22 protein-coding genes are annotated in these 24944 nt (G+C 63.7%); 15 read left to right on the top strand and 7 right to left on the bottom strand.

The genetic code is table 11. From position 1 onward, the window contains the following. Positions 1 to 174 precede the first annotated feature (174 nt). The 7 genes from C7I85_RS08175 to C7I85_RS08145 all read left to right on the top strand — a co-directional run bounded on the left by C7I85_RS08175 (position 175) and on the right by C7I85_RS08145 (position 7716). Entirely contained in the window at positions 175 to 1080 is a 906-nt protein-coding gene (locus C7I85_RS08175; protein ID WP_106723462.1) for a LysR substrate-binding domain-containing protein, read from the top strand. Positions 1081 to 1268: 188 nt separating this feature from the next. Next, a complete protein-coding gene (locus C7I85_RS08170) occupies positions 1269 to 2582 on the top strand; it encodes an ABC transporter substrate-binding protein (protein WP_106723461.1) in 1314 nt (437 codons plus the stop codon). A gap of 80 nt (positions 2583 to 2662) precedes the next feature. After that, complete coding sequence (locus tag C7I85_RS08165; RefSeq protein WP_106723460.1) at positions 2663 to 3535, top strand: carbohydrate ABC transporter permease; 873 nt, start codon at positions 2663 to 2665, stop codon at positions 3533 to 3535. Positions 3536 to 3544: 9 nt separating this feature from the next. Further along, the gene (locus C7I85_RS08160; protein ID WP_106723459.1) at positions 3545 to 4369 is read left to right on the top strand and encodes a carbohydrate ABC transporter permease; all 825 of its coding nucleotides are present in this window, start codon (positions 3545 to 3547) and stop codon (positions 4367 to 4369) included. A gap of 36 nt (positions 4370 to 4405) precedes the next feature. Further along, positions 4406 to 5404, top strand: coding sequence for an ABC transporter ATP-binding protein (locus C7I85_RS08155; protein WP_106723458.1), 999 nt, complete (start codon positions 4406 to 4408; stop codon positions 5402 to 5404). Continuing rightward, positions 5401 to 6177, top strand: coding sequence for an L-iditol 2-dehydrogenase (locus C7I85_RS08150; RefSeq protein ID WP_106723457.1), 777 nt, complete (start codon positions 5401 to 5403; stop codon positions 6175 to 6177). The genes C7I85_RS08155 and C7I85_RS08150 overlap by 4 nt, the downstream gene beginning before the upstream one ends. Before the next feature lie 69 nt (positions 6178 to 6246). Further along, positions 6247 to 7716, top strand: coding sequence for a mannitol dehydrogenase family protein (locus C7I85_RS08145; RefSeq protein ID WP_106723456.1), 1470 nt, complete (start codon positions 6247 to 6249; stop codon positions 7714 to 7716). 51 nt (positions 7717 to 7767) lie between these two features. Here C7I85_RS08145 and C7I85_RS08140 read toward each other — a convergent pair whose 3' ends face one another. The 5 genes from C7I85_RS08140 to C7I85_RS08120 all read right to left on the bottom strand — a co-directional run bounded on the left by C7I85_RS08140 (position 7768) and on the right by C7I85_RS08120 (position 12967). Beyond that, positions 7768 to 8766, bottom strand: a complete 999-nt coding sequence (locus tag C7I85_RS08140) for an ABC transporter ATP-binding protein (RefSeq protein ID WP_106723455.1) — start codon at positions 8764 to 8766, stop codon at positions 7768 to 7770. A 37-nt stretch (positions 8767 to 8803) separates the two neighbouring features. Continuing rightward, the gene (locus C7I85_RS08135) at positions 8804 to 9871 is read right to left on the bottom strand and encodes a Gfo/Idh/MocA family protein (RefSeq protein ID WP_106723454.1); all 1068 of its coding nucleotides are present in this window, start codon (positions 9869 to 9871) and stop codon (positions 8804 to 8806) included. After that, positions 9868 to 10707 carry a carbohydrate ABC transporter permease gene (locus C7I85_RS08130; protein WP_106723453.1) on the bottom strand — a complete coding sequence of 280 codons (840 nt, stop codon included), beginning with the start codon at positions 10705 to 10707 and terminating at the stop codon, positions 9868 to 9870. Before C7I85_RS08130 ends, C7I85_RS08135 begins: the two co-directional genes overlap by 4 nt. Positions 10708 to 10715: 8 nt before the next feature. Beyond that, complete coding sequence (locus C7I85_RS08125; protein WP_106723452.1) at positions 10716 to 11642, bottom strand: carbohydrate ABC transporter permease; 927 nt, start codon at positions 11640 to 11642, stop codon at positions 10716 to 10718. 68 nt (positions 11643 to 11710) lie between these two features. Then, the gene (locus C7I85_RS08120; RefSeq protein ID WP_106723451.1) at positions 11711 to 12967 is read right to left on the bottom strand and encodes an ABC transporter substrate-binding protein; all 1257 of its coding nucleotides are present in this window, start codon (positions 12965 to 12967) and stop codon (positions 11711 to 11713) included. Between the two features lie 439 nt (positions 12968 to 13406). Here C7I85_RS08120 and C7I85_RS08115 point away from each other — a divergent pair, with 439 nt between their 5' ends. The 4 genes from C7I85_RS08115 to nagA are packed head-to-tail and all read left to right on the top strand — an operon-like array spanning position 13407 to position 17251. Next, positions 13407 to 14291 (top strand): N-acetylglucosamine kinase, encoded by an 885-nt coding sequence (locus C7I85_RS08115; RefSeq protein ID WP_106723450.1) that lies wholly within the window; start codon positions 13407 to 13409, stop codon positions 14289 to 14291. Continuing rightward, positions 14284 to 15069, top strand: coding sequence for a GntR family transcriptional regulator (locus tag C7I85_RS08110; protein WP_106723449.1), 786 nt, complete (start codon positions 14284 to 14286; stop codon positions 15067 to 15069). The genes C7I85_RS08115 and C7I85_RS08110 overlap by 8 nt, the downstream gene beginning before the upstream one ends. Before the next feature lie 14 nt (positions 15070 to 15083). Further along, entirely contained in the window at positions 15084 to 16094 is a 1011-nt protein-coding gene (locus C7I85_RS08105) for an SIS domain-containing protein (RefSeq protein ID WP_106723448.1), read from the top strand. Next, a complete protein-coding gene (gene nagA, locus C7I85_RS08100; protein WP_106723447.1) occupies positions 16091 to 17251 on the top strand; it encodes an N-acetylglucosamine-6-phosphate deacetylase in 1161 nt (386 codons plus the stop codon). The genes C7I85_RS08105 and nagA overlap by 4 nt, the downstream gene beginning before the upstream one ends. 138 nt (positions 17252 to 17389) lie before the next feature. Here the strand turns inward: nagA and rpe are convergent, their stop codons facing one another. Next, on the bottom strand, positions 17390 to 18064 hold the full coding sequence (rpe, locus tag C7I85_RS08095) for a ribulose-phosphate 3-epimerase (protein WP_106723446.1): 675 nt from the start codon (positions 18062 to 18064) through the stop codon (positions 17390 to 17392). 97 nt (positions 18065 to 18161) lie between these two features. Next, a complete protein-coding gene (locus C7I85_RS08090; RefSeq protein WP_106723445.1) occupies positions 18162 to 19184 on the bottom strand; it encodes a substrate-binding domain-containing protein in 1023 nt (340 codons plus the stop codon). A 349-nt stretch (positions 19185 to 19533) separates the two neighbouring features. Here C7I85_RS08090 and C7I85_RS08085 point away from each other — a divergent pair, with 349 nt between their 5' ends. From C7I85_RS08085 to C7I85_RS08070, 4 genes are all read left to right on the top strand, one after another. Beyond that, complete coding sequence (locus C7I85_RS08085; RefSeq protein WP_106723444.1) at positions 19534 to 20892, top strand: ABC transporter substrate-binding protein; 1359 nt, start codon at positions 19534 to 19536, stop codon at positions 20890 to 20892. 191 nt (positions 20893 to 21083) lie between these two features. Further along, positions 21084 to 22094: a carbohydrate ABC transporter permease gene (locus tag C7I85_RS08080; protein ID WP_106723443.1), complete on the top strand. Its 1011-nt coding sequence runs from the start codon at positions 21084 to 21086 to the stop codon at positions 22092 to 22094. A 1-nt stretch (position 22095) separates the two neighbouring features. Further along, entirely contained in the window at positions 22096 to 23250 is a 1155-nt protein-coding gene (locus tag C7I85_RS08075; RefSeq protein ID WP_106723442.1) for a carbohydrate ABC transporter permease, read from the top strand. 5 nt (positions 23251 to 23255) lie between these two features. After that, positions 23256 to 24920: an alpha-glucosidase family protein gene (locus C7I85_RS08070; protein ID WP_106723441.1), complete on the top strand. Its 1665-nt coding sequence runs from the start codon at positions 23256 to 23258 to the stop codon at positions 24918 to 24920. The last annotated feature ends 24 nt before the right edge of the window (positions 24921 to 24944 follow it).

Genomic DNA, 24944 nt, shown 5'->3' with positions numbered 1-24944 from the left:
AGAAAGCCCGTCACGGCTGGAGGTAGACGCAAGCCAAGCATAAGCCATCGCACTCAATCGGCCTCTCTCGGAGAGAACCGCTCCCGATTTATGGATTGGCCTTCTATTTGCGGGCGAAAAGCTTTATTTTCCAATCGAACGTCGATTGGCATGCATAAGGCCTATTAATCCATCATGACCCTGCCCTTGCCGCCCCTGCCCGCCGTCCGCGCCTTCGAGGCGGCCGCCCGCCATGGCAGCTTCACGAAGGCGGCAGAGGAGCTCGGCATGACGCAGGCGGCCGTCAGCTACCAGATCAAGGTTTTGGAAGAACGCGTCGGAGCGCCGCTGTTTCTGCGCAAGCCGCGCCAGGTCACGCTTACCGAAGTAGGCCAGCGCTTGGCGCCGGCCTTTACCGAGGCCTTTTCGCTGATCGGCGAGGCCTATGCCCAGGCCCGCTCGGGCGCCGAGGGCGTCTTGTGCGTCAGCACCATCCTGACCTTCGCCTCCAGCTGGCTGGCGCGCAACCTTGGTGCGTTCCAGGTGCAGCACCCTTCGCTTGCGGTGCGGGTCGACACGTCGAGCCGCCTGATCGACTTTGCCCGCGAGGATGTCGATGTCGCAATCCGGTCCGGCAGCGGCGACTGGCCCGGCCTTGCCAAGCATTTCCTTTTCAAGGCCGAATTCAGCCCGATGCTGAGCTCCAAGCTTGCCGCGAGCATCGGCGGGGTGAAGGCGCCGGCCGATCTTCTGCGGTTGCCGATCCTCGACCCCGGCGATCCCTGGTGGCGGGAGTGGTTCACCGCTGCGGGCGTGCCGACCGACGCGCTGGCCGCCCGACCGCGCAGCAGCATGGGCGCCCAGGCCTATGAAGCCAACGCCGCCATGGCCGGACATGGCGTGGCTATCCTCACCGGCGCATTGTTCCCGAGCGAGCTCGCAGACGGGCGCCTGATCCAGCCATTCGATCTCGTTGCCAATGACGGCAATTCCTATTGGCTGGTCTATCCCGAGGCACGGCGCAACGTGCCCAAGATCCGCGCCTTCCGCGACTGGCTGCTCGCGGCCTTCGCCGCCTCGCTCGGCCCGCAGGGCGCATAATCCCTCGCTTACGCCTTTTGTCGGAGTGCCGGCTGCGCAACGAAATGCCGGCGCCAAGCGTTTCCATGCCGGGACGGCTGTGGCGCGCGCCGCGCTGCAACATGGTTTGCAGCTTGACATAATTCTGACTGAATGAATAATTGCTCACAGCCAAGGCAAATGCTCATCTTGGTTTTGGGAGGAATTTGATGAAACTGACCACGCTCCTTATCGGGCTGTGCTCGGCGAGCGCGCTCGCCTTCGCCGCGCATGCCGAAACGCTGACCATCGCCACCGTCAACAATGGCGACATGATCCGCATGCAGAAGCTGACGGACGATTTCACCGCCAAAAATCCGGACATCCAGCTGCAGTGGGTCACGCTCGAGGAAAACGTGCTGCGCGAGCGCGTGACCACCGACATCGCCACGAAGGGCGGCCAGTACGACGTGATGACCATCGGCAACTACGAAGTGCCGATCTGGGCCAAGCAGGGCTGGCTTCTGGAACTCAACAATCTCGGCGCCGACTATGATGTCGACGACCTGCTGCCGGCGATCCGCGGCGGCCTGTCCCTGGACGGCAAGCTCTTTGCGGCGCCCTTCTATGGCGAATCCGCCATGATCATGTATCGCACCGACCTGTTCGAGAAGGCCGGGCTGAAGATGCCGGAAAAGCCGACCTGGGAGTTCATCGGCGAAGCCGCACGCAAGATCACCGACCGCAATGCCGGCATCAGCGGCATCTGCCTGCGCGGCAAGGCCGGCTGGGGCGAAAACATGGCCTTCCTGACCGCCATGGACAATTCGTTCGGCGGGCGTTGGTTCGACGAGAAGTGGCAACCGCAGTTCGACCAGCCGGAATGGAAGAACACGCTGCAGTCCTATGCCGAGCTGTTGAAGGATGCCGGCCCCTCCGGCGCCTCGTCCAACGGCTTCAACGAGAACCTGACGCTGTTCCAGCAGGGCAAGTGCGGCATGTGGATCGACGCCACCGTCGCGGCCTCCTTTGTTTCCAATCCGAAGGACTCGACCGTCGCCGACAAGGTCGGCTACGCGATCTTCCCGAACAAGGAAGGCATCAACAACCACGGCAACTGGCTGTGGTCGTGGAACCTCGGCGTGCCGGCAGGCAGCCAGAAGGCGGAAGCGGCGCAGAAGTTCATCGCCTGGGCGACCAGCAAGCACTACACCGAACTGGTGGCCGAGAAGGAGGGCTGGGCCAACGTTCCGCCCGGCACCCGCACCTCGCTCTACAAGAACGAGAACTATGAGAAGGCCGCGCCCTTCGCCGCCCCGACGCTCGAGGCGATGAATGCGGCCGACATCACCAAGCCTTCGGTGAAGCCGGTGCCCTATACGGGCGGCCAGTTCGTGGCGATCCCTGAATTCCAGGGCCTCGGCACCACGGTCGGCCAGCTGTTCTCGGCGGTGGTCGCAGGCCAGATGTCGGTCGATGACGCGCTCGCCCAGGCCCAGCAGGTCTCGGTGCGCGAGATGACCCGCGCCGGCTACATCAAGTAATTCCTCCCGCCTCGGCCGCCTGATCCCCTTCGGGCGGCCGCCTTTTCCGCAGGCCGACTGCGTTCGGCACGGAGACAACCATGGCAACCCGACAGACCCGATCGCTGGCCCGCCTGATGTTGGCGCCCTCGGTCGTCCTGCTTCTCATCTGGATGATCGTGCCGCTGGCGATGACGCTGTGGTACTCGTTCCAGAACTACAATCTCCTGAATCCGGTCATGCGCAGCTTTGCCGGCTTCGACAACTATCGCTATTTCTACACCGACCCCGCCTTCTTCGAATCGATCGCCAACACGCTGGCCATCGTGGTGGGCGTTCTGCTGATCACGGTCATTGGCGGCATCCTGCTGGCGCTGCTGCTCGACCAACCGATCTTCGGCCAGGGCATCGTGCGCATCCTGGTCATCTCGCCCTTCTTCGTCATGCCGCCGGTCGCCGCGCTGATCTGGAAAAACATGATCATGCACCCCGGCTATGGCGTGCTGGCCGATGTCGCCAGATCGCTCGGGCTGCAGCCGGTCGACTGGTTCGCGCAATATCCGCTGCTGTCGATCGTCATCATAGTCTCCTGGCAGTGGCTGCCCTTCGCGACGCTCATCCTGCTCACCGCGCTACAATCCCTCGACGAGGAGCAGAAGGAGGCGGCCGAGATGGACGGCGCCAATTTCTTCAACCGCTTCCGCTATTTGACACTGCCGCATCTGGCGCGCGCGATCACGGTGGTGATCCTGATCCAGACCATCTTCCTGCTCGCAGTCTATGCGGAGATCCTCGTCACCACCAATGGCGGGCCGGGCTATGCCACGACCAACCTCGCCTTCCTCATCTACCGCACCGCGCTCTTGTCCTACGACATCGGCGGGGCGTCGGCGGGTGGCGTCATCGCCGTGGTGCTGGCAAACATCGTCGCCATCTTCCTGATGCGCGCCGTCGGCAGAAACCTGGAGCGGTAGGAGGCGATCATGGCGCGCGCAATCTCGACCCGTAGGAAGACCGTGACGACCGTGGTGGCCTGGCTGGTCGCCCTGATCATCTTCTTCCCGATCCTCTACACCATCATCACCTCTTTCAAGACCGAGCCGGAGGCGATTGCCGGCATCAGCCTCATTCCGTCGGGCACGTTCGAAAACTATATCGAGGTGCAGGCGCAACGCGACTATTTCAGGCCGTTCCTCAACTCGGTGGTGATCTCGCTCGGCTCGACGCTGATCGCGCTTCTGATCTCGGTTCCGGCCGCCTGGTCGATGGCTTTTTCGCCAGCGCGGCGCACCAAGGACATCCTGATGTGGATGCTCTCCACCAAGATGATGCCGGCCGTCGGCGTGCTGGTGCCGATGTATCTCATCTTCCGCGACACCGGCCTGCTCGACACCAGAACCGGCCTCACCATCGTGCTTACGCTGGTGAACCTGCCGATCGTGGTGTGGATGCTCTACACCTATTTCCGCGAGATTCCGGGCGAGATCCTGGAAGCCGCGCGCATGGACGGCGCCTCCACGCTGAAGGAGATCGTCTATGTGCTGACGCCGATGGCGGTGCCGGGCATCGCCTCCACCATGCTTTTGAACATCATTCTGGCCTGGAACGAGTCCTTCTGGACGATCCGGCTCTCGGCGGCCAATGCCGCGCCGCTTACGGCCTTCATCGCCTCGTTTTCGAGCCCGCAGGGGCTGTTCTGGGCAAAACTGTCCGCCGCTTCCACGCTCGCCATCGCGCCGATCCTGATCATGGGCTGGTTCAGCCAGAAGCAGCTCGTGCGCGGCCTTACTTTCGGGGCGGTGAAATGATGCGCGGCGCGACCGATGTATAGGGGGAGTAAGACCATGGGCACCATCAAGCTCGAAAACGTGACAAAGTCCTTCGGCGCCACGGTCATCATCCCCAAGGTGGACCTGGAGATCGAGGACGGGGAATTCGTGGTCTTCGTTGGCCCGTCGGGGTCGGGCAAGTCGACGCTGCTGCGTCTAATCGCCGGGCTGGAGGACGTGAGCGGCGGCAACATCGCCATCGACGGGCGCGACGTGACGCGCGTGGCGCCGGCCAAGCGCGGGCTTGCGATGGTGTTCCAGTCCTATGCACTCTATCCGCATATGAGCGTCTACAACAACATCGCCTTCCCGCTGAAGATGGCGGGCGAAGGCAAGGAGACGATCGACAAGAAGGTGCGGGAAGCCGCTCGCGTGCTGAACCTCGCCGCCTATCTCGAGCGTCGGCCCGGCCAGCTTTCCGGCGGCCAGCGCCAGCGCGTCGCCATTGGTCGCGCCATCGTGCGCCAGCCCACCGCCTTCCTGTTCGACGAGCCGCTTTCCAATCTCGACGCGGCCCTGCGCGGCACGATGCGGCTGGAGATCAGCGAGCTGCATCATCAGCTGAAGACGACGATGATCTATGTGACCCACGACCAGGTCGAGGCGATGACGCTGGCCGACAAGATCGTGGTGCTGAACGGCGGCAATGTCGAGCAGATCGGCTCTCCGCTCGAACTCTACCGCAAGCCCGCCAACCTGTTCGTGGCCGGCTTCATCGGCTCGCCGCGAATGAACCTGATCGAGGGGGCAGCAGCCGACGCCAAGGCGGCAAAGACCATCGGCGTGCGCCCGGAGCACATAGTCGTTTCGAAGACGGCCGGCGACTGGAAGGGAACGGTGGGCGTTGCCGAGCATTTGGGCTCCGACACGTTCCTGCATGTCCAAGCCGACGGCATTGGCCCCGTGACGGTGCGTGCCGACGGCGAGGTCGGCCTTGACCATGGCGAGACCGTCTACCTCACCCCCGATCAAACCAAGCTGCACCGTTTCGGTGCCGACGGGAGAGCACTTTGACTGAGAGACTAAAGGGCAAATCGGCCCTCATCACCGGCGCCGCACGCGGCATCGGCCGGGCGTTTGCCGAGGCCTATGTTCGCGAGGGCGCGACGGTCGCCATTGGCGACATCAATTTCGAGGCGGCGAAGAAGACCGCCGCCGAGATCGGGCCGGCGGCTTATGCGGTTCCGCTCGACGTGACCGATCAGGCCTCCATCGACGCCGCCATCAGCGCGGTCGAGGAGAAGAGCGGCGGCATCGACATACTCATCAACAATGCCGCGCTGTTCGACCTCGCCCCCATCATCGAGATCACCCGCGAAAGCTACGACAAGCTCTTTTCCATCAATGTCGCGGGCACTCTGTTCACGCTGCAGGCGGCAGCGCGCTCGATGATCAAGCGCGGCAAGGGCGGCAAGATCATCAACATGGCAAGCCAGGCCGGCCGGCGCGGCGAACCGCTGGTGGCCATCTATTGCGCCACAAAGGCCGCCGTCATCAGCCTTACCCAGTCGGCGGGACTGAACCTCATCAAGCACGGCATCAATGTGAACGCCATCGCGCCCGGCGTGGTGGACGGCGAGCACTGGGACGGCGTCGATGCGCTGTTCGCGAAATACGAGAATCGGCCGATCGGCGAGAAGAAACGGCTGGTCGGCCAGGAAGTGCCGTTTGGCCGCATGGGCCGGGCCGAGGACCTGACCGGCATGGCGATTTTACTCGCTACGCCCGAGGCCGATTACATCGTCGCCCAGACCTACAATGTCGACGGCGGCAACTGGATGAGCTGAGGGCTGCGGTCCACCATGCCGGCCGCGCAAGCGCCCGCCGGCCCACGCATCCGCAAGGAATGAGTTCCCATGAGTGTCAAACTGTCCCTCGCCAATCTCGACAAGCTGCCCGAGAGGGTTGCGCGCCCCAACTATCGCCAGGCCGACCTGAAACCCGGCATCGTGCATTTCGGCGTCGGCAATTTCCATCGCGCGCATCAGGCGGTCTATCTGGACGACCTGTTCGATGCTGGGCTCGACCACGATTGGGCCATCGTCGGCGCGGGCGTACTGCCGGCAGATGCCGCCGCCCGCGAAAAGCTGAAGGCGCAGGACTGGCTGACCACGGTGGTCGAGCAGGACAGCGGCCATGTGGCGGCGCGCGTGACATCGGCGATGATCGACTATCTCGTGCCCGGCGATGTCGAGGCGATCGTTGCGCGGCTCGCCGAACCAAAAATCCGCATAGTCTCGATGACCATCACCGAGGGCGGCTATTTCATCGATCCGGCATCCGGAAAGTTTAATCCGGAGAGCCCCGAGATCGTCGCGGACGCGAAGAACCCGTCAGCGCCGAAGACGGTCTTCGGTCTGGTGCTCGCCGGGCTCGCCCGCCGGCGGGCGGTCGGCACGCCGCCGTTTACGGTCATGTCCTGCGACAACATCCCCCACAATGGCCGCGTCACCGCAGATGCCGTCATCGGGTTGGCAAGACTGTTCGATCCCGAGCTGGCCGAGTGGGTGCAGCACAACGTGGCGTTTCCGAACGGCATGGTCGACCGCATCACCCCCGCCACCACCGAGCGCGAGAAAAAATTCCTCACCGAAGAATTCGGCATCGAGGACGCCTGGCCTGTGTTCTGCGAGCCGTTCCGGCAGTGGGTGCTGGAGGATCGTTTTCCCGCTGGACGGCCAGCGCTCGAAAAAGTCGGCGTGACCTTCGTCAACGATGTCTCACCCTTCGAGCAGATGAAGATCCGCATCCTCAATGGCGGCCACGCGGTGATCGCCTATCCGGCAGGGCTGATGAACATCCATTTCGTCCATGAGGCGATGCAGGAGCCGCTGATCGCGGCGTTCCTGAAGAAGCTGGAACATGACGAAATCATCCCCACCGTGCCGCCCGTGCCCGGCGTGGCGATCGAAGACTATTTCACACTGATCCAGCAGCGCTTTTCCAATCCGAAGATCGGCGACACGGTGCGCCGGCTCTGCCTCGACGGCTCCAATCGCCAGCCCAAATTCATCATCCCGACGATTGCCGACCGCCTGAAGGCGGGCAAGGGCATCGCGGGCCTTGCGCTCGAATCCGCACTCTGGTGCCGCTATTGCCATGGCACCACCGATTCCGGCGCCGTGATCGAGCCCAACGACCCGAATTGGGACCGCTTGCAGGCCACCGCTCACGCCGCCAAGGACGACCCGTCCGCCTGGCTTGCCATGGAAGACATCTATGGCGAGGTCGGCCGCAGCTCGCTTTTTGCCGCAGCCTTTGCGGGCCACCTCAATACGCTGTGGCAGATCGGCGCCCGCGAAACGCTGAGGCGCTTTTTGGGCTGACACGCGGCAGCCTTCCGAAGATCGATCTTCGGGACGCCTTGGGGGTGCGTTTTAGATCGTCCGGCCGTCCGCTCCAAAGCGATAGGTCTTTTCCGGATGCGGCGTGGCATAAAGCGTCGCGCCCGGCTCGGCGTCGTAGACGCCGAAGATGCGGGCGGTCAGCAAGCCTGCCTGTTCTGTGTCGAGATAGAGATTGGTGTCGGCGCCGAGATGTTCCGCGTGCACCACCGTCCCTTTCCAGGTGCCGGATTTGGCATCCACGGTCAGATGCTCGGGCCGTACGCCGACCGTCTTAGCCTTGCTTTCATTCAGCCGCGCGCCCTCGATGAAATTCATCTTGGGCGAGCCGATGAAGCCGGCAACGAACTCATTAGCCGGTGAATTGTAGAGCTCCATCGGCCTGCCGATCTGCTCGATGCGGCCGCCATTCAGCACCACGATCTTGTCGGCCAGCGTCATCGCCTCGACCTGGTCGTGCGTGACATAAATCATCGTGGCCGACAGGCGCCGATGCAGTTGCGCGATCTCCAGCCGCGTGTTGACGCGCAGCGCGGCGTCGAGGTTGGAAAGCGGCTCGTCGAACAGGAAGAGCTTTGGCTCGCGCACCACCGCGCGACCGATGGCGACGCGCTGGCGCTGGCCGCCCGACAGTTCGGCCGGCCGGCGCTCCAGATAGGGATCGAGCGACAGCATGGTGGAGGCTGTCGTCACGCGCCGCGCGATCTCGTCCGACGGCGTCTTCGCCTGCTTGAGACCCAGGCTCATATTGTTGCGCACAGTGAGGTGCGGGTAGAGCGCGTAAGTCTGGAACACCATGGCAATGCCGCGATCGGCCGGCGGCACGGCATCGACCTTGCGGCCGTCGATCAGCACATTGCCCGAGGTCGCGTCCTCCAGCCCCGCAATGACGCGCAGCAGCGTGGACTTGCCGCAGCCCGAGGGGCCAACGAAGACGACGAATTCGCCGTCCTCGACCTCGAGGTCGATACCTTTCAGCACCTCGACATTGCCGAAGGACTTTTTGACGTTCTCGATTTTCAGCGAGCCCATGCGCTACTCCCGATAGAAAAGACCGCTCTTTCGCGCATCACAGCCGCACCGCCTTGCCGGTGCGCACGCTTTCGTCCGCGGCGAGGCACACGGCCAGCGATTTTACAGCGTCGCTCATGTGGCGGGTGAGGTCGATGTCCTCGCGGATGGCCTTGAGCAAGAAGGCCTGCTCCAGCTCGCACAGCTCCTGATGGCCCGGCTCGCCGGTCATGGAGAGGTTTTCGTCCGGAGCCGCAAAGCGGCCGTCCGGTCCGGTTGCAGCGCGATGCAGGCGGATCATATTAGTCTTGGTGTGGGCGTCGACGTCGTCCGACTTTGCCCTCTCGTCCATGACGATGGAGACACAGCCATTGGGCGAGATCACGTCCTTCACGAAGAAGGCGGTTTCCGACATCATCGGGCCCCAGCCGGCCTCATACCAGCCGACCGAGCCATCCTCGAACAGCACCTGAAGGTGGCCGTAATTGTACATGTCGGGCGCGACCTCGTCTGACAGGCGCAGGCCCATGCCGCGCACCTCGACCGGCTTGGCGTCGGTGATCTGGCACATGACGTCGAGGTAGTGCACGCCACAGTCGACGATCGGCGAGGTCGTCTTCATCAGTTGCTTGTGCGTCTCCCAGGTGTGACCGCTCGACTGCTGATTGAGGTTCATGCGGAACACATAAGGCCCGCCAAGATCGCGCGCTTCCGCGATCAGGCGCACCCAGGACGGGTGGTGGCGCAGGATGTAGCCTATGACCAGCTTGCGGCCATTGGCCTTGGCGGCTGCAACGACGCGCTCGGCGTCGGCAACGGTGGTTGCCAGCGGCTTTTCCACGAAGACGTGGCAGCCGGCCTCGAGTGCTGCGACCGCATAGTCGGCGTGGCTGTCGGAATAGGTGTTGATCGAGGCGACATCCGGCTTCAGCTCGGCCAGCGCCTCCTTGAAGGACGGGCGGATTTCGTAGCCGGACATTTCCGGCGACAGTTCCACCTGCGAGCGATTGACCAGCGAGGCGATCTCGAAGCCCGGGTTGCGGTGATAGGCCAGCGCATGGCTGCGCCCCATATTGCCGAGGCCGGCGACGAGAACGCGCAGGGGTTTTTCGTTGTTTCCACTCACTTGACGGCTCCGGAAGTAATGCCGCGGATCAATTGCCGCGAGAAGATCACATAAAGGATGAGCACGGGCAGGATGGCCAGCGACAGGGCCGCCAGCACGGCGTTCCAGTTGGTGACATACTGGCCGATGAAGAGCTGCGCGCCGAGCGTGATTGTCTTGGTCGACTCGGATGGCGCCAGGATCAGCGGGAACCAGAGGTCGTTCCAGATCGGGATCATGGTGAACACCGCCACCGTCGCCATGGCCGGCCGTACCAGCGGCAGCACGAGGCGGAAGAAGATGCGGTATTCGGAAAGCCCGTCGATGCGGCCGGCATCCTTCAGGTCGTCGGAAACCTGCTTCATGAATTCCGACAGGATGAAGATGCAGAGCGGCAGGCCTTGCGCCGTATAGACCAGGATCAGCGCCGTCAGCGTATTGACCAGGCCGCTCGCCACCATCAGCTGCAGGATCGCGACCGTGCCGAGGCGGATCGGGATCATGATGCCCAGCGCCAGATAGAGCCCCATCAGCGTGTTGCCCTTGAAGCGGTATTCGGCCAGCGCGAAGGCCGCCATGGCGCCGAACAGCAGCACCAAAAACAGCGAGCCAACGGTGACGATAAAACTGTTCTGGAAATAGAGCAGGAAGTCGCCCTGCCCGAGCACGGTCTGGTAGCCGATCAGGTCGAACGTCTCGGCGGTGGGCGGTGCCAGCGGGGTGCGGAAGATCGCGTTGCGCGACTTGAACGAGTTGATGACGATCACCACCACCGGGGCCAGCGCGATGACCGTGTAAAGAAGCAGGATCGCGTGGGCCGCAATGGTGCGCGGGAGTGAATTTGTCGCCTTGGCCATCGCGCGCCTCAGAACTGGTAGCGACGCAGGCGCGTCTGGATGGCGAAGAGATAGAGGCACACGCCGGCGAGGATGATGAAGAACATCATCGAGGCGATGGTCGAGCCCATATAGGGATCGCCCGTCTGCAGCTGGAAGCCGAAGAAAGTGCGGTAGAGGAAGGTGCCGAGAATGTCGGTCGAATAGTTCGGCCCCGCAAGCGCGCCTTGCGCCGAATAGATCAGGTCGAAGGCGTTGAAATTACCCACGAAGGTCAGCACCGAAATGATGCCGATGGAGGGCAGGATCAGCGGCAGCTTGATCTTCCAGAATTGCGCCATGCCGGTGATGCCGTCGCATTCGGCGGCCTCGATCACCTCGTCGGGGATCGACAGCAGTGCTGCATAGATCAGCATCATCGGAATGCCGATGAACTGCCACACCGAGATCAGGCCGAGCGTGGTCAGCGCATATTGCTCCTTGCCCAGCCACGGCACGAACAGGCTCTTCAGCCCGATGAGGTCGAGCAGATTGGGCGCCACGCCCCAGAGCGGCGACAGGATCAGCTTCCAGGTGAAGCCGACGATGACGAAGGACAGGATGGTCGGGATGAAGATCGCGGTGCGGTAGAAGGGCGAAAAGCGCAGCTTGGGGCTAGAAAGCAATGCGGCAAGTAGAATGCCGATCGGGTTCTGCACCAGCATGTGGATGATGAAGAACCAGACATTGTTGCCCAGCGCATTCCAGAAGCTGGCCGACCAGCGCGGATCGAGGAAGAGCTGGCGGAAATTGGCAAGTCCGGCAAAGACGCGCGACTGGCCGTCAGCTGTGAACAGCGAAAGCTGCAGCGTGCCGAACAGCGGCAGGATCATGATCGCCGTATAGACGAGGATGGCCGGCGCAAGGAAAACGGCGATGTGCCAGCGTCGCCGTTTGCGTTCAGTTTCTTCCGCCATGCGCTGTCTTGTCCCCGGATAAAGGAACCGGGCCGCCGATGGCGGCCCGGCATATGCATGCTATGCGTTTACTTTGCCGGCTTGTACCAGCTCTCGAGGCCTTCCTGCAGCTTCTTGGCCGCAGCTTCGGGCGTCGAGGTGCCGTTGATCACATTGGCCGACTCGACCCAGGTCTCGTTCTCCAGGTTCGGCGTGCCGCGCGACAGGATCTGGTAGGTCGAGCGGATGGTCGGCTTGCACTTCTCGCGCCAGGAGACGAACTCCTGCGCCAGCGGATCTTCCATCTTCACCGCAGCCGAGTTCAGGCTGAAGAAGCCCGGCAGGGCGTTGGCGTAGATGGTGGCGAATTCCGGCGAGGCGACCCAGGACAGGAAGGTCTTGGCCGCATCGGCGTTCTTGCTCTTGGCGTTGAGGCCGATGCCGATGTCGTTGTGGTCGGAGATGTAGCAGGTGTCGCCGGCGTTCTTAACCGGCGGCGGGAAGGCGCCCATCTTGAACTGGGCCTGGGTGTTGAACACCGAGATTTCCCACGAACCGGCCGGATAGATGGCAGCGCGGCCGAGCGTGAACAGGTTCTGGCTGTCCGGATAGCTCTGCGCCTCGAAACCGTCGCCGAGGTAATCCTTCCACTTGGCGAGCGTGGCGAAGGGCTCGACCCACTGCGCGTCGGTCAGCTTCTGCTCGCCCTTGATGAGAGCCAGGCGGCCTTCCTCGCCGTGCCAGTAGGTCGGGCCGATGTTCTGGTAGCCCATGGTTGCGGCTTCCCAGAGGTCCTTGGTGCCCATGGCCATCGGGACGTAGGTGCCGTCGGCCTTGATCTTGTCGAGAGCGGCAAAGAACTCGGCTTCGGTGGCCGGCGGCGTGATGCCGAGCTTGTCGAAGGCTTCCTTGTTGTAGATGAAGCCGTGGATCACCGAAGCCATCGGCACGCAGAAGCTGGCCTTGCCGTCGTCGGTGGTCCAGGCGGACTTGGCGACGTCGGAGAAGTTCTCCATGCCGGCCAGGCTGGTCAGGTCGGCCAGATGACCCTTGTTGTAGAGCTCCAGCGAGGCATCGAACGGACGGCAGGTGATGAGGTCGCCGGCGGAGCCCGCATCGAGCTTGGCGTTCAGCGCTGCGTTGTACTCGGTCGGCGCGGAAGGCGAGAACACGACCTTGATGCCGGGATTCTTGGCCTCGAAGGCCGGGATCAGCTTTTCCTGCCAGATGGAGAGGTCGTCGTTGCGCCAGCTTTCGATGGTCAGCGTGGTGTCGGCAAGGGCCATGCCCGCCGAGCCGAGGATGCTGGATGCCATCAGAAGCGCAGTCAGTGCCTGGGTCTTCATGTCGTTTCTCCCTGTTGAACCGTTCAGGCTCGATTGTGCTGAGAGTTCAGGCTTCCGCCCGCTGCTCCCCTCGGATTTCCGAAGCCGCGCGCCGGAAGCTCCCCCGCGGCGTCGGACAATTCGGCTCCAGCCGCCCGCATGCGGACGGCTGCTTTTCGATCACTGCAAAAGGATGAAACATGACCGAGCAGGACTGCGCTTCCCGTAAGTAGAGATGTGAGCGCGCAGCTTCGGCCATTGAAATCCCCCCTTTGCTTGTGACGATACCAAAAAAATACCACTTGTCCACCCGCGTTAACGAATTTGTCGCAACACATCTCCAAAACTCGTTAAAATGCTTGGTATTCAACAGATCTTCGCCCGGAACTCACCTTGGGAAAATTAACCCCTTGGCTATTGGTATTTTATTGGTATCATTGCTCGCGAGGAGATTTCAGTCGTGGATCTGGTGCTTGGGATAGATGGCGGCGGCACGAGCTGCAGGGCCGCATTGGCGACTGCGTCCGGCGTCGTCCTCGGCCGCGGCAAGAGCGGTCCGGCCAACATCATGACCGACCTTCAGGGTGCGCGTCACAACATCGTCGACGCAGCGCGACTGGCCTTCGTCGACGCCGGCCGCGACCCGGCCCTCATCCCTGAGACAGACGCGGTGCTGGGCCTAGCCGGCACCAATGTCGGCGGCTACAAGCAGCAGCTTCTCGACATCTTGCCCTTCCGTCGCAGCCTCGTCGAAAGCGATGCGCTGATTGCGCTTAACGGCGCACTCGGCGACCATGACGGCGCCATCGCCATCATCGGCACCGGCTCGATTTTCATGTCGCGCAAGGGCAAGGCCATGCAGACCATCGGCGGCTGGGGCTTCATGGTCGGCGATCTCGGCGGCGGCGCGCGCATCGGCCGCGACCTGCTGCAGGAAACCCTGCTCGCCCATGACGACATCCACCCCGCCTCGGCCCTGACGCAGGCCGTTCTGGAGCACTTCGAAGGCGACCCGCGCGAGATCGTCAAATTCGCGGCCGCCTCAAAGCCGGCCGATTTCGGCACTTTTGCGCCGATGGTGTTCGAGTATGTCGCACAGGGCGACGCGGTGGCTGCCAAGGTGTTGGCCCGGGCGGTGGCGGACATCGAGGAAGCGCTGGATGCGCTAAAGCTCTCGCCAGATCAGTGGCTCTGCCTGCTGGGCGGCCTGGCTGCCCTGATTGGCCCGCATCTGTCGGCAAGATACCAGCCGATGCTGCACGCGCCGGAACAGGACGCGCTGGGCGGTGCGGTCGCCATGGCGGCCAAGCTGTTCGGCACTGCGGGAGTGCCGGCGCATGTCTGAGGCGGCCGAAAGCATCTTCTCGCTCGTCAAGGCGTCGGAGGGCGGCGCACCGCTCTACCTGCAGCTCAAGAAGAACATCGAGGATGCGGTTCAGCGCGGCGTTATCGGGCCAGGCGATGCGCTGCCCTCGGAACGCGACATCGCGATCAAGGCCGACATTTCGCGGGTGACCGTGCGCAAGGCGGTGCAGGATCTCGTCAAAAGCGGCATACTGGTGCAGCGCCACGGCTCCGGCACCTTCGTGGCGCCGCGCATGGAACGCGTCGAGCAATCGCTGTCCCGGCTCACTTCGTTTACCGACGACATGGCCCGGCGCGGCATGTCGGCCAGTTCCGTCTGGCTGGACAAGGGCATCTATCCGCCCTCGCCCGACGAGATCATGATCCTCGGCCTGTCGGCAAAGGAACTGGTAGCGCGCGTGAGCCGGCTGCGCATCGCCAATGAAACGCCGATGGCGATCGAGCGGGCCTCGCTTTCGCTTGCCGCGCTTCCCGATCCCGAGGCCGTGGGCTCGTCGCTCTACAGCACCCTCGATAAAACCGGCAGCCGCCCGGCGCGTGCCGTGCAGCGCATCTCGGCGGTCAATCTGGTCGGCGCGGATGCGCGGCTGCTCGAGGTGCCGGAAGGCTCGGCCTGCCTGCACATCGAGCGTATTTCCTATCTTGCCAGCGGCAAGGTGATAGAATTCACCCGTTCCATCTATCGCGGCGACGCCTATGACTTTGTCGCCGAACTCAGGCTGGCGGGTCCAGGCGAAGAATCCGGAGGCACTACTTGACTGAAATGACCCATATGCGCCGCGAAATCGAGGAAATCCCCGATGCGGTGGCGCGGCTTCTCGACGGTTCCAAGGCTGCGCTCACCGAGGCGGGCCACGATATCGCCAAGCGCGATCCGCGCTTTGTCGTCACCGTCGCGCGCGGTTCCTCCGACCATGCGGCCTCGTTCCTGAAATATGCGGTCGAGCTGACCGCCGGGTTGGCGGTTGCCTCCGTCGGCCCCTCGGTCGCCTCGATCTATCGCGCACCGCTGAAGCTGAACGGCTCGGCCTGCGTGGCGATCTCGCAATCCGGCAAAAGCCCGGACATCGTTTCCATGGCAGGGGCCGCCCGCAAGGCCGGCTCGCTGACCATTGCGCTCACCAACACGCCCGGCTCGCCGCTTGCCAAGGCCTGCGAGCACACGATCGACATCCTTGCCGGCGTCGAGAAGAGCGTGGCGGCGACCAAGACCTTCGTGAACTCGGCAGTGGCTGCGGTGGCGCTGATGGCGCACTGCACCGACGATCAGGCGCTTCTTGCAGCGCTGGCCGAACTGCCGGGGCATTTCCGCAAGGCGGTGGACTGCGACTGGATGGAGCTTGCCGGCGCGCTCGACGGCGCCAACTCCTTGTTCATCCTGGGGCGCGGGCCTTCCTTCGCAATCGCCAACGAGGCGGCGCTGAAGTTCAAGGAGACCTGCTCCATGCATGCGGAATCCTACAGCGCCGCCGAAGTGATCCACGGGCCGATGGCGCTGGTCCGCCCCGGCTTCCCGGTGCTGGCGCTGGCCGCGCGCGACGCCTCGGAAGCGTCCGTCGCCCAGGTCGGCGACCAGCTGGCCGACAAGGGCGCCTCGGTGTTCATGACCTCGGACAAGGCCGGCAAGGCCGTGCGCCTGCCCTTTGCGCCGACCGGCCATCCGCTGACCGATCCGCTGGCGCTGATCGTTTCCTTCTACGGTTTCGTCGAGGCCTTCGCGCGGCATCGCGGCCTCAACCCCGACGTGCCGCCCTTCCTCAACAAGGTGACCGAGACGATATGACCGAGAATTTCGCCATCGTCGGCGCGCGCATTTTCGACGGCCAGGCCTGGCACAACCGCTCGGCCCTGATCGTTCGCCAAGGTGTGGTCGAGCGCATCGAAGCGGGCAGCGAGGTGCCGGCAGGGCTGGAGGTGGTGGAGCTCGACGGCGGCATGATCGCGCCGGGCTTCGTCGACCTTCAGGTCAATGGCGGCGGCGGCGTGATGCTCAACGACGCGCCTTCGGTCGCGGCGATCCGCACCATCTGCGAAGCCCATGCGCCATTCGGCACCACCGCACTTTTGCCGACGCTGATCACCGACACGCCGGAACTGACGGCGGAGGCGGTGGCCGCCGGCGCCGAAGCAGCGCGGGAGAAAGTGCCGGGCTTCCTCGGCCTGCATCTCGAGGGCCCGCATCTTTCGCTCGCACGCAAGGGCGCTCACGATCCGAAGCTAATCCGCCCGATGACCGACGCCGACGAGGCAGCACTTGTCGCAGCCCGCGAAAAGTTGCCCGTGCTTCTGACGACCATCGCGCCCGAATCCGTCGAGCCGGGCCGCGTCGCACGCCTTGCGCAGGCGGATGTGGTGGTCAGCCTTGGCCACACCGACAGCGGCTATGTGACCGCGCAGGCCTTCGCCGAGGCCGGCGCCACGATGGTGACCCATCTCTTCAACGCGATGAGCCAGATCGGCAATCGCGAGCCGGGCGTGGTCGGGGCTGCGATAGACGGGCAAAGCTTTTACGCAGGGCTGATCGCCGATGGCATCCACGTCCATCCGGCAGCGATGCAGATCGCGATGAAGGCCAAGAAGGGCGACGGCAAGATCTTCCTAGTCACCGACGCCATGGCGACCATCGGCACCGACATGAAGTCGTTCACCCTGAACGGCCGCCTCATCAAGCGCGAAAACGGCAGCCTGAGGCTGGAGGACGGCACGCTGGCCGGCGCCGATCTCGACATGATCTCGGCCGTGCGCTTCATGCACAAGACGATCGGGCTCATGCTCGAAGATGCGCTCAAGATGGCCTCGCTCTATCCGGCCGAGGCTGTCGGGCAGGACGGCCGGCTGGGCCGCCTGATGACGGGTTCTGCGGCAAACATCGTCCACCTCTCCGACGACCTCTCGGTACAAGGCGTCTGGATCGAGGGAACAAAAGTGTTTTCGAACTAGAGCATGATCCCGAAAAGTTGCAGACTTTTCGGACAAGATCATGCCCCAAAAACAAAAGCTTAGAGCGAGATTGCGATTCAACGAAAAGTTCATCTCGCTCTAGAAACTGATGGCGAGGGGTAACCCTCGCCAAAAGTGTCAGAGCGCGCCGTCGCCGGCTGCCCGGATGGCGGCGATGTTCTTGGCATAGGCGTCCGCGCTACCGCCCTTGAACACGGCCGAGCCCGCCACCAGCACATTGGCGCCGGCGGCCGTGACCAGCGGCGCGGTCTCGGGCGTCACGCCGCCATCGATCTCGATGTCGATCGGCCGGTTGCCGATCAGCGCCTTGACGCGCTTCACCTTCTCCACCACCGCCGGAATGAAGGCCTGGCCGCCGAAGCCGGGGTTGACCGTCATCAAGAGCACCAGGTCGAGCCGGTCGAGCACATATTCGATGACGTTTTCCGGCGTCGACGGGTTGAGCGAGACACCCGCCTTCTTGCCGAGGTTCCTGATCGCCTGCAGCGAGCGGTCGAGATGCGGGCCGGCCTCGGCGTGCACCGTGATAATGTCGCAACCGGCGTCGGCAAAGGCCGCCAGATAGGGATCGGCGGGCGCGATCATCAGATGGCAGTCGAACACCTTGTCGGTGCGGTTGCGGATCGCCTTGATGACCTGCGGGCCGAAGGTGATGTTGGGAACGAAATGGCCGTCCATCACGTCAAGATGGATCCAGTCGGCGCCGGCGGCGGCGACCGCCTCGACCTCGTCGCCGAGGCGGGAGAAATCGGCCGACAGAACCGAGGGGGCGATCAGGGTTTTTGCGGTCATGTCCGGGCCTTTCAGGGTCGAGACTGTTTTGTTCCGACCGCCCTAATGCCCTGCGTGGCGATTGTCGATAGTCAAATCCGCGCGGACTTTCTCGTCCTCAGGCCCGCGCTCCGCCGATCGAGCCGCGCACCACGAGATCGACCGGCCATATCTCGCCGCGCGCTCCCGTTTCGAGCCCTGAAATGCGCGCGGCCAGCCGCTCGGCTATCCGTTGGCCCGCCGCGCGGATCGAAGAGCGCGTGGTGGACAGCGGCACGGGGAAACTCTCCGGCTTCAGCCACGGGAAGACGTCGTCATGGGCGACCAGCGACAGATCGCGGGGGATGGTCAGGCCGAGATCGCGCACAGCCCGCACGACGCCAAGCGCCATGATAAGGCTCGAGCAGACGATTGCCGTCGGCGCCTCGCCTTGCTCCAAAAGGCTGCGGGTCGCGCGGTAGCCGTTCTCCTCGGTCATCGCCACCGAGCGCACCAGCGACGGCGGTAGGGCTAGCTCGCGCGCGGCGAGCGCACGCTGCACGCCACGCTCGCGGAAGATGGCAAAGGTCTGCGTTTCATCACCGTTTATCAGCGCGATGCGTTTGTGGCCGAGTTGCAGCAGCAGCCGCGTTGCCGAATGGAAGGCGGCCTCGTTGTCGATGTCGAGGAACGGATACTCGAAGTCGAGCCCTTCGCTGCGGCCGTGGACGATGTAGGGGATGCCCAGTTGCTGGGCGAGCACGATGCGCCCGTCGGCATGACGCGGGGCGGAAATATAGAGGGCGTCGACCTGCTTGTTGGCGACCACCCGCCGATAGGTCGTCTCCTCGTCGCCCGCCTCGGCCGGAGACAGCACGAGATCGAGTTCGTGCGCCCGCGCATAGTCGCCGAGACCCGACAGGAACTCGACGAAATGCGGATCGATGTCGACGCTGCCGCCGGCGGGCATGACATAGCCGATCATCCCGGCCTTGCCCGTTGCCAGCCGCCGCGCGCTCGGATTGGGCCTGTAGCCATGCCGCTTGGCGGCGTCCGCGACGCGCCGGCGCGTTTCCTCGCTGACTTCCGGATACCCATTGAGCGCCCGGCTGACCGTGGTCTGTGACAGGTCGAGCATGAGCGCGAGCTGTTTGAGGTTCACCGCTGGCCTCGCATTCCCAAAGCGCTTTCAAAATACGGAAAGTTACTTCCCCGTTAACAGCAATCACAATAGGCCGGACAGCCGCATTTCAGAAGCGGAAATTGCTGGTGCAGCGCTAAAAACTTGCTGCAATGCACCGGAAACCGCGATTTAAATCGATTCGTACAATATGCCGCTTGACACGTTTCTCGTTTCGAGCCGATGATATTGTCAGCCAAAGCGCTTTGGAAACTTTCGAGAGAAAGTTCTTTCGGAAGCTGCAGTTCCGCTTGAGGCGGAATGCCCGGGGCAGTGTCGGCGGGACGAATGGAGGTTCGTCCGGGGAGATGACCGAACGGGAGGACAATCGATGAAGAACGGCTTTTTGCTGGGCGTAGCGCTGACCGCACTCGCGCTCGCCAGTGCGCCTGCGCATGCGGAACTGAAGTTCAAGCCGGGCGAAGACGCCCGCTTCCACTGGGCGAACCTTGACGACCTCAAGAAGTTCGACCTGAAGGGCGAGACGCTGACGATCTTCGGCCCCTGGCGCGGCGAGGACGAGGCACTGGTGCGCAGCGTGCTCGAATATTTCGTCGAGGCCACCGGCGTCGACCTGAAATACTCGTCGTCGGAAAACTACGAGCAGCAGATCGTCATCGACACCCAGGCCGGCAGCCCGCCCAACATCGCCATCCTGCCGCAGCCGGGCCTGATCCAGGACCTCGCCGCCAAGGGCTTCCTGACGCCCCTCGGTGACGATACCGCCGCCTGGATCAAGGAGAACTACGCCGCCGGCCAGTCCTGGGCCGATCTCGGCACCTACAAGGACAAGGACGGCAAGTCCGGCTTCTTCGCCTTCCCCTACAAGGCCGACGTGAAGGGGCTGGTGTGGTACTCGCCCGACAATTTCGAGGAAGCCGGCTACAAGGTCCCGAAGACGCAGGAAGAGCTTGCCGAGCTGGAGCAGAAAATCGTCGCCGACGGCCACAAGCCGTGGTGCATCGGCCTGGGATCGGGCGGCGCCACCGGCTGGCCCGCGACCGACTGGGTCGAGGACATCATGCTGCGCACACAGCCGGCGGATGTCTACGACAAGTGGACCACCAACGAAATCCCCTTCACCGACGCACGCGTCGTCAATGCGCTCGAAATCTTCGCCAAGATCGCGACCGACGACAAGATGGTCGACGGCGGCGCTGCGGCGGTGGCCGCAACCGACTTCCGCGACAGCCCCAAGGGCCTCTTCGCGGTGCCGCCGAAGTGCTATCTGCACCATCAGGCGTCGTTCATCCCCTCCTTCTTCCCCGAAGGCACCAAGCTCGGCCAGGACGCGGACTTTTTCTACTTCCCGGCCTATGCGTCGAAGCCGGAACTCGGCACGCCAGTCGAGGGCGCCGGCACGCTGGCGATGATCACCAAGGATTCGAAGGCGGCGCGCGCCTTCATCGAATTCCTGAAGATGCCGCTGGCGCATGAGCTCTGGATGGCGCAGGGCAGCTTCGTCACCCCGTTCAAGTCGGTCAACACCGACGCCTATGCCAGCGCCGCGCTGAAGAAGCAGGGCGAGATCCTTGCCACGGCCTCGACCTTCCGCTTCGACGGTTCGGACCTGATGCCGGGCAAGATCGGCGCCGGCTCCTTCTGGACGGGCATGATCGATCTGGTCGGCGGCAAGCCGGCGGCGGACGTGGCGGCTGACATCCAGAAGAGTTGGGACGCGATCAAGTAGCGGCGGCATCCTCCCGCCCATGCCCCCTCACCGGCCCTCCGCTGCGCTCAGCCCCCCTCTCCCCGCCGGGGAGAAGGGTGGCCGCCCTGGGGTCTGCCTTTGGCAAGCCCGGGGACAGGCGCCGCGGCCGGATGAGGGGGCATTTCTTCCGGTGACGTAACGAACCAGTCCGTTGAACAGGGAACGATCCCATGACGGCACAGATACTCTCGGCGATCATAACGGTGCTCATCGGCGTGGGTGGCTGTGTGATCTATTTCTGGGGCGCCAACCGCCTGATCGACCTCGTCTTTCCCTCGCGCGGCGTGTCGGGTGCGGCCGCGATCGACAACTTGCGCAGGCAGGGCTACATCCGGCCCTGGCTGTTCGTCGGCCCCGCGCTGATCATCCTCACCGTTTATCTGATCTACCCGGCCATCGCGACCTTCTACTATTCGTTCCACGATCGCGGCGGCCAGAGCTTCGTCGGCCTCTCCAACTATTCATGGGCGCTGGGCGACCGCGAATTCCGTCAGGCGATCTTCAACAATCTGCTGTGGCTGCTGGTCGTGCCCGCCGCCTGCACCTTCCTCGGGCTGGTGATTGCGGTTCTAACCGACCGCATCTGGTGGGGCACCATCGCCAAGAGCCTGATCTTCATGCCGCTCGCCATCTCCTTCGTCGGCGCCAGCGTCATCTGGAAATTCGTCTACGAATATCGCGGCGACGGCCAGACCCAGATCGGCATCCTCAACGCGCTCGTCCAGTTTTTCGGCGGCGATCCGCAGGTGTGGGTTTCGACGCCGTTCTGGAACAATTTCTTCCTGATGGTCATCCTGATCTGGATCCAGACCGGCTTTGCCATGGTGATCCTGTCCTCGGCGCTGCGCGGCATTCCGGAAGAAACCATCGAGGCAGCGACGATCGATGGCGCAAGCCCCTTCCAGATCTTCTGGAAGATCATGATCCCGCAGATCTGGGGCACCATTGCGGTGGTGTGGACCACGATCACCATACTGGTGCTGAAGGTGTTCGACATCATCCTGACCATGACCAACGGCCAGTGGAACACAAACACGCTGGCAAACTTGATGTTCGACTGGATGTTCCGCGGCACCGATTACGGCCGGGGCGCCACCATCGCCATCGTCATCATGCTGGCAGTGGTGCCGATCATGATCTGGAACATCCGCCAGGCAACCCGCGAAGGCGGAGGACACTGAGATGGCGCGCTCGCCCGGAAAGTCCTTTTTCGGCCGCTTCGGCGTCCATATCGCGGTTGCCGCCTTCGTCATCATCTGGACGATCCCGACGCTCGGCATCCTGGTCTCGTCGCTGCGCGCGAAGGACCAGATCGTCGCCTCGGGCTGGTGGACGGCTCTGACCACCGCGAGCCACACCGATGCCGGCCGGCTCGGCGGCGCGGCCAATCAGGTCGAGAAGGACGGCAAGTTCCTCATCATGGGCAACCTGTTCGGCGCCGGCGACAGCCGCACGCTGACTGCCTTCGGCATCAAGGCGCAGGCGCCGGCCGAATTCCCGGCCGGCTCTGTCGCCGATCTCGGCGACGGCGTGACGCTACAGGTCAATAACGACGGCTCCTATGTCATGTCCTCGCCGGTGGCCTTCGAAGGCGATCGCGCCCGGCGCATCTACTATGCGGCGTCGATCCCGCCCGACTTCACCGCCGAGAACTACAAGACAGTGCTACTTTCCGAAGGCATCGGCCGCTCCTTCATCAATTCGCTGACGGTGACCGTGCCCGCCACCATCATCCCGATCCTGATTGCGGCCTTCGCCGCCTATGCACTGGCCTGGATGCGCTTTCCCGGCCGCGCGCTGCTGATCGCCACCATCATCGGCCTGCTAGTGGTGCCGTTGCAGATGTCGCTGATCCCGCTTCTGAAGATGTACAACGGCGTCGGCGCCTTCTTCGGCGTGCCGGCCAAGACCTATCTCGGCATCTGGCTGGCGCATACCGGCTTCGGCCTGCCCTTCGCGATCTACCTGCTCAGGAGCTACATCGCCGGACTGCCGCGCGAGATCATGGAATCGGCGCGCATCGACGGCGCCAGCGACTTCGAGATTTTCGTCAAGATCGTGTTGCCTCTGTCGTTCCCCGTGCTGGCATCCTTCGCCATCTTCCAGTTCCTTTGGGTCTGGAACGATCTGCTCGTGGCGATGGTCTTCCTGCGCACCGATGCCGACCAGATGGTGCTGACCGCCAGGCTCAACAACCTGCTCGGCTCGCGCGGCGGCAATTGGGAAATCCTGACAACTTCGGCCTTCGTCACCATATTGGTGCCGCTTGCCGTGTTCTTCTCACTGCAACGCTACTTCGTCCGCGGCCTGCTCGCGGGCTCCGTCAAAGGAGGCTGACCGCCATGCAAGCCGCACGCAAGATCGAACGACCCGAACCGGCGGTGGACCGCGACTGGTGGCGCGGCGCGGTGATCTACCAGATCTATCCGCGCAGCTATCAGGACTCGAATGGCGACGGCATCGGCGACCTCCGGGGCATCATCCGCCGCCTGCCGCACATCGCCTCCCTCGGTGCCGACGCGATCTGGATCTCGCCCTTCTTCAAATCGCCGATGAAGGATTTCGGCTACGACGTGTCGGACTATTGCGACGTCGACCCGATGTTCGGCACGCTTGCCGATTTCGATGCGCTGGTGGACGAGGCGCACCGGCTCGGGCTGAAGGTGATGATCGACCAGGTCATCTCCCACACCTCCGACGAGCATCCCTGGTTCAAGGAAAGCCGCGCCTCGCACGACAACCCCAAGGCGGACTGGTTCGTCTGGGCCGACGCCAGGCCGGATGGCACGCCGCCCAACAACTGGCTGTCGATCTTCGGCGGCTCGGCCTGGCAGTGGGATACGCGCCGGCTGCAATATTACCTGCACAATTTCCTTGCCGAGCAGCCCGATCTCAACTTCCACAATCCGGCGGTTCAGGACGCAGTGCTGGACGCCACGCGCTTCTGGCTTGAGCGCGGCGTCGACGGCTTCCGCCTCGACACCATCAATTTCTACTTCCACTCGGTCGGGCTGGAGAACAACCCGGCCCTGCCGAAAGAGCAGCGCAACGATTCCATCGCGCCCTCGGTCAATCCCTACAACTACCAGGACCATCTCTACGACAAGAGCCAGCCGGACAATCTAGGCTTCCTGGAGCGGTTCCGCGCACTCCTTGACGAATATCCGGCCGCGGCGGCGGTCGGCGAAGTGGGCGACGCGCAGCGCGGGCTCGAAATCGTTGCCGCCTACACCGCCGGCGATCACCGGGTGCAGATGTGCTACTCTTTCGACTTCCTCGGGCCTGAGAAGATCAGCGCTCCCAAGGTGCGCAACGTGCTCGAAACCTTCGGCCGCGAGGCGAGCGACGGCTGGTCGTGCTGGGCCTTTTCGAACCATGACGTGATGCGCCACGCCTCGCGCTGGGGCGAAGGCGAGACCGACCGCACGGCCTATCTCAAGGTGCTGTCCGCGCTTTTGATGTCGCTGCGCGGCTCGGTCTGCATCTACCAGGGCGAGGAACTCGGCCTCGGCGAGGCCGAGCTCTCCTTCGAGGACCTGCAGGACCCCTACGGCATCCGCTTCTGGCCAGAATTCAAGGGCCGCGACGGCTGCCGCACGCCAATGGTGTGGGAGAGCAAGGCACAGAATGCCGGATTCTCGACCGCCAAGCCCTGGCTTCCGGTGCCGGCCGAGCACAAGGCCCTGGCTGTGGACACCCAAATGGGCGACCAGAACTCGCTTCTCGAGCACTACCGGCGCTTCCTCGCATTCCGCCGGGGGCACCCGGCACTGGCCAAGGGCGACATCGCCTTCCTGCCGAGCCACGGCGACACGGTTGCCTTTACGCGCCGGGAGGGTAATGAAGAAATCGTCTGCGCCTTCAATCTGGGCTCGCAACCGGCCGTGGTCGAGCTTGGCGGATCGGCGGCGCTGCAGCCTTTCTCCGGTCACGGCTTTTCAGGCAAGGCCGAAGCAGGCACAATCAGGCTTGGCGCCTATGGTGCCTGGTTCGGGCGGCGCGCCTGATCACGAAGACAGAGGGGAGAATAA

This window comes from Pseudaminobacter soli (ex Li et al. 2025), from assembly GCF_003012705.1.
GTDB classification, from domain to species: domain Bacteria; phylum Pseudomonadota; class Alphaproteobacteria; order Rhizobiales; family Rhizobiaceae; genus Pseudaminobacter; species Pseudaminobacter soli.
This window is presented reverse-complemented; position numbering and strand designations above follow the sequence as displayed.

Bases quoted from the DNA above. Each gene is read 5' to 3' on its own strand.
- C7I85_RS08105 (WP_106723448.1), top strand. From the start codon at position 15,084: ATGCGCCGCGAAATCGAGGAAATCCCCGATGCGGTGGCGCGGCTTCTC.
- C7I85_RS08110 (WP_106723449.1), top strand. From the start codon at position 14,284: ATGTCTGAGGCGGCCGAAAGCATCTTCTCGCTCGTCAAGGCGTCGGAG.
- C7I85_RS08155 (WP_106723458.1), top strand. From the start codon at position 4,406: ATGGGCACCATCAAGCTCGAAAACGTGACAAAGTCCTTCGGCGCCACG.
- C7I85_RS08080 (WP_106723443.1), top strand. From the start codon at position 21,084: ATGACGGCACAGATACTCTCGGCGATCATAACGGTGCTCATCGGCGTG.
- C7I85_RS08070 (WP_106723441.1), top strand. From the start codon at position 23,256: ATGCAAGCCGCACGCAAGATCGAACGACCCGAACCGGCGGTGGACCGC.
- C7I85_RS08140 (WP_106723455.1), bottom strand. From the start codon at position 8,766: ATGGGCTCGCTGAAAATCGAGAACGTCAAAAAGTCCTTCGGCAATGTC.
- C7I85_RS08120 (WP_106723451.1), bottom strand. From the start codon at position 12,967: ATGAAGACCCAGGCACTGACTGCGCTTCTGATGGCATCCAGCATCCTC.
- C7I85_RS08160 (WP_106723459.1), top strand. From the start codon at position 3,545: ATGGCGCGCGCAATCTCGACCCGTAGGAAGACCGTGACGACCGTGGTG.
- C7I85_RS08145 (WP_106723456.1), top strand. From the start codon at position 6,247: ATGAGTGTCAAACTGTCCCTCGCCAATCTCGACAAGCTGCCCGAGAGG.
- C7I85_RS08175 (WP_106723462.1), top strand. From the start codon at position 175: ATGACCCTGCCCTTGCCGCCCCTGCCCGCCGTCCGCGCCTTCGAGGCG.
- C7I85_RS08165 (WP_106723460.1), top strand. From the start codon at position 2,663: ATGGCAACCCGACAGACCCGATCGCTGGCCCGCCTGATGTTGGCGCCC.
- C7I85_RS08075 (WP_106723442.1), top strand. From the start codon at position 22,096: ATGGCGCGCTCGCCCGGAAAGTCCTTTTTCGGCCGCTTCGGCGTCCAT.
- C7I85_RS08170 (WP_106723461.1), top strand. From the start codon at position 1,269: ATGAAACTGACCACGCTCCTTATCGGGCTGTGCTCGGCGAGCGCGCTC.
- C7I85_RS08130 (WP_106723453.1), bottom strand. From the start codon at position 10,707: ATGGCCAAGGCGACAAATTCACTCCCGCGCACCATTGCGGCCCACGCG.
- C7I85_RS08125 (WP_106723452.1), bottom strand. From the start codon at position 11,642: ATGGCGGAAGAAACTGAACGCAAACGGCGACGCTGGCACATCGCCGTT.
- nagA (WP_106723447.1), top strand. From the start codon at position 16,091: ATGACCGAGAATTTCGCCATCGTCGGCGCGCGCATTTTCGACGGCCAG.
- C7I85_RS08085 (WP_106723444.1), top strand. From the start codon at position 19,534: ATGAAGAACGGCTTTTTGCTGGGCGTAGCGCTGACCGCACTCGCGCTC.
- rpe (WP_106723446.1), bottom strand. From the start codon at position 18,064: ATGACCGCAAAAACCCTGATCGCCCCCTCGGTTCTGTCGGCCGATTTC.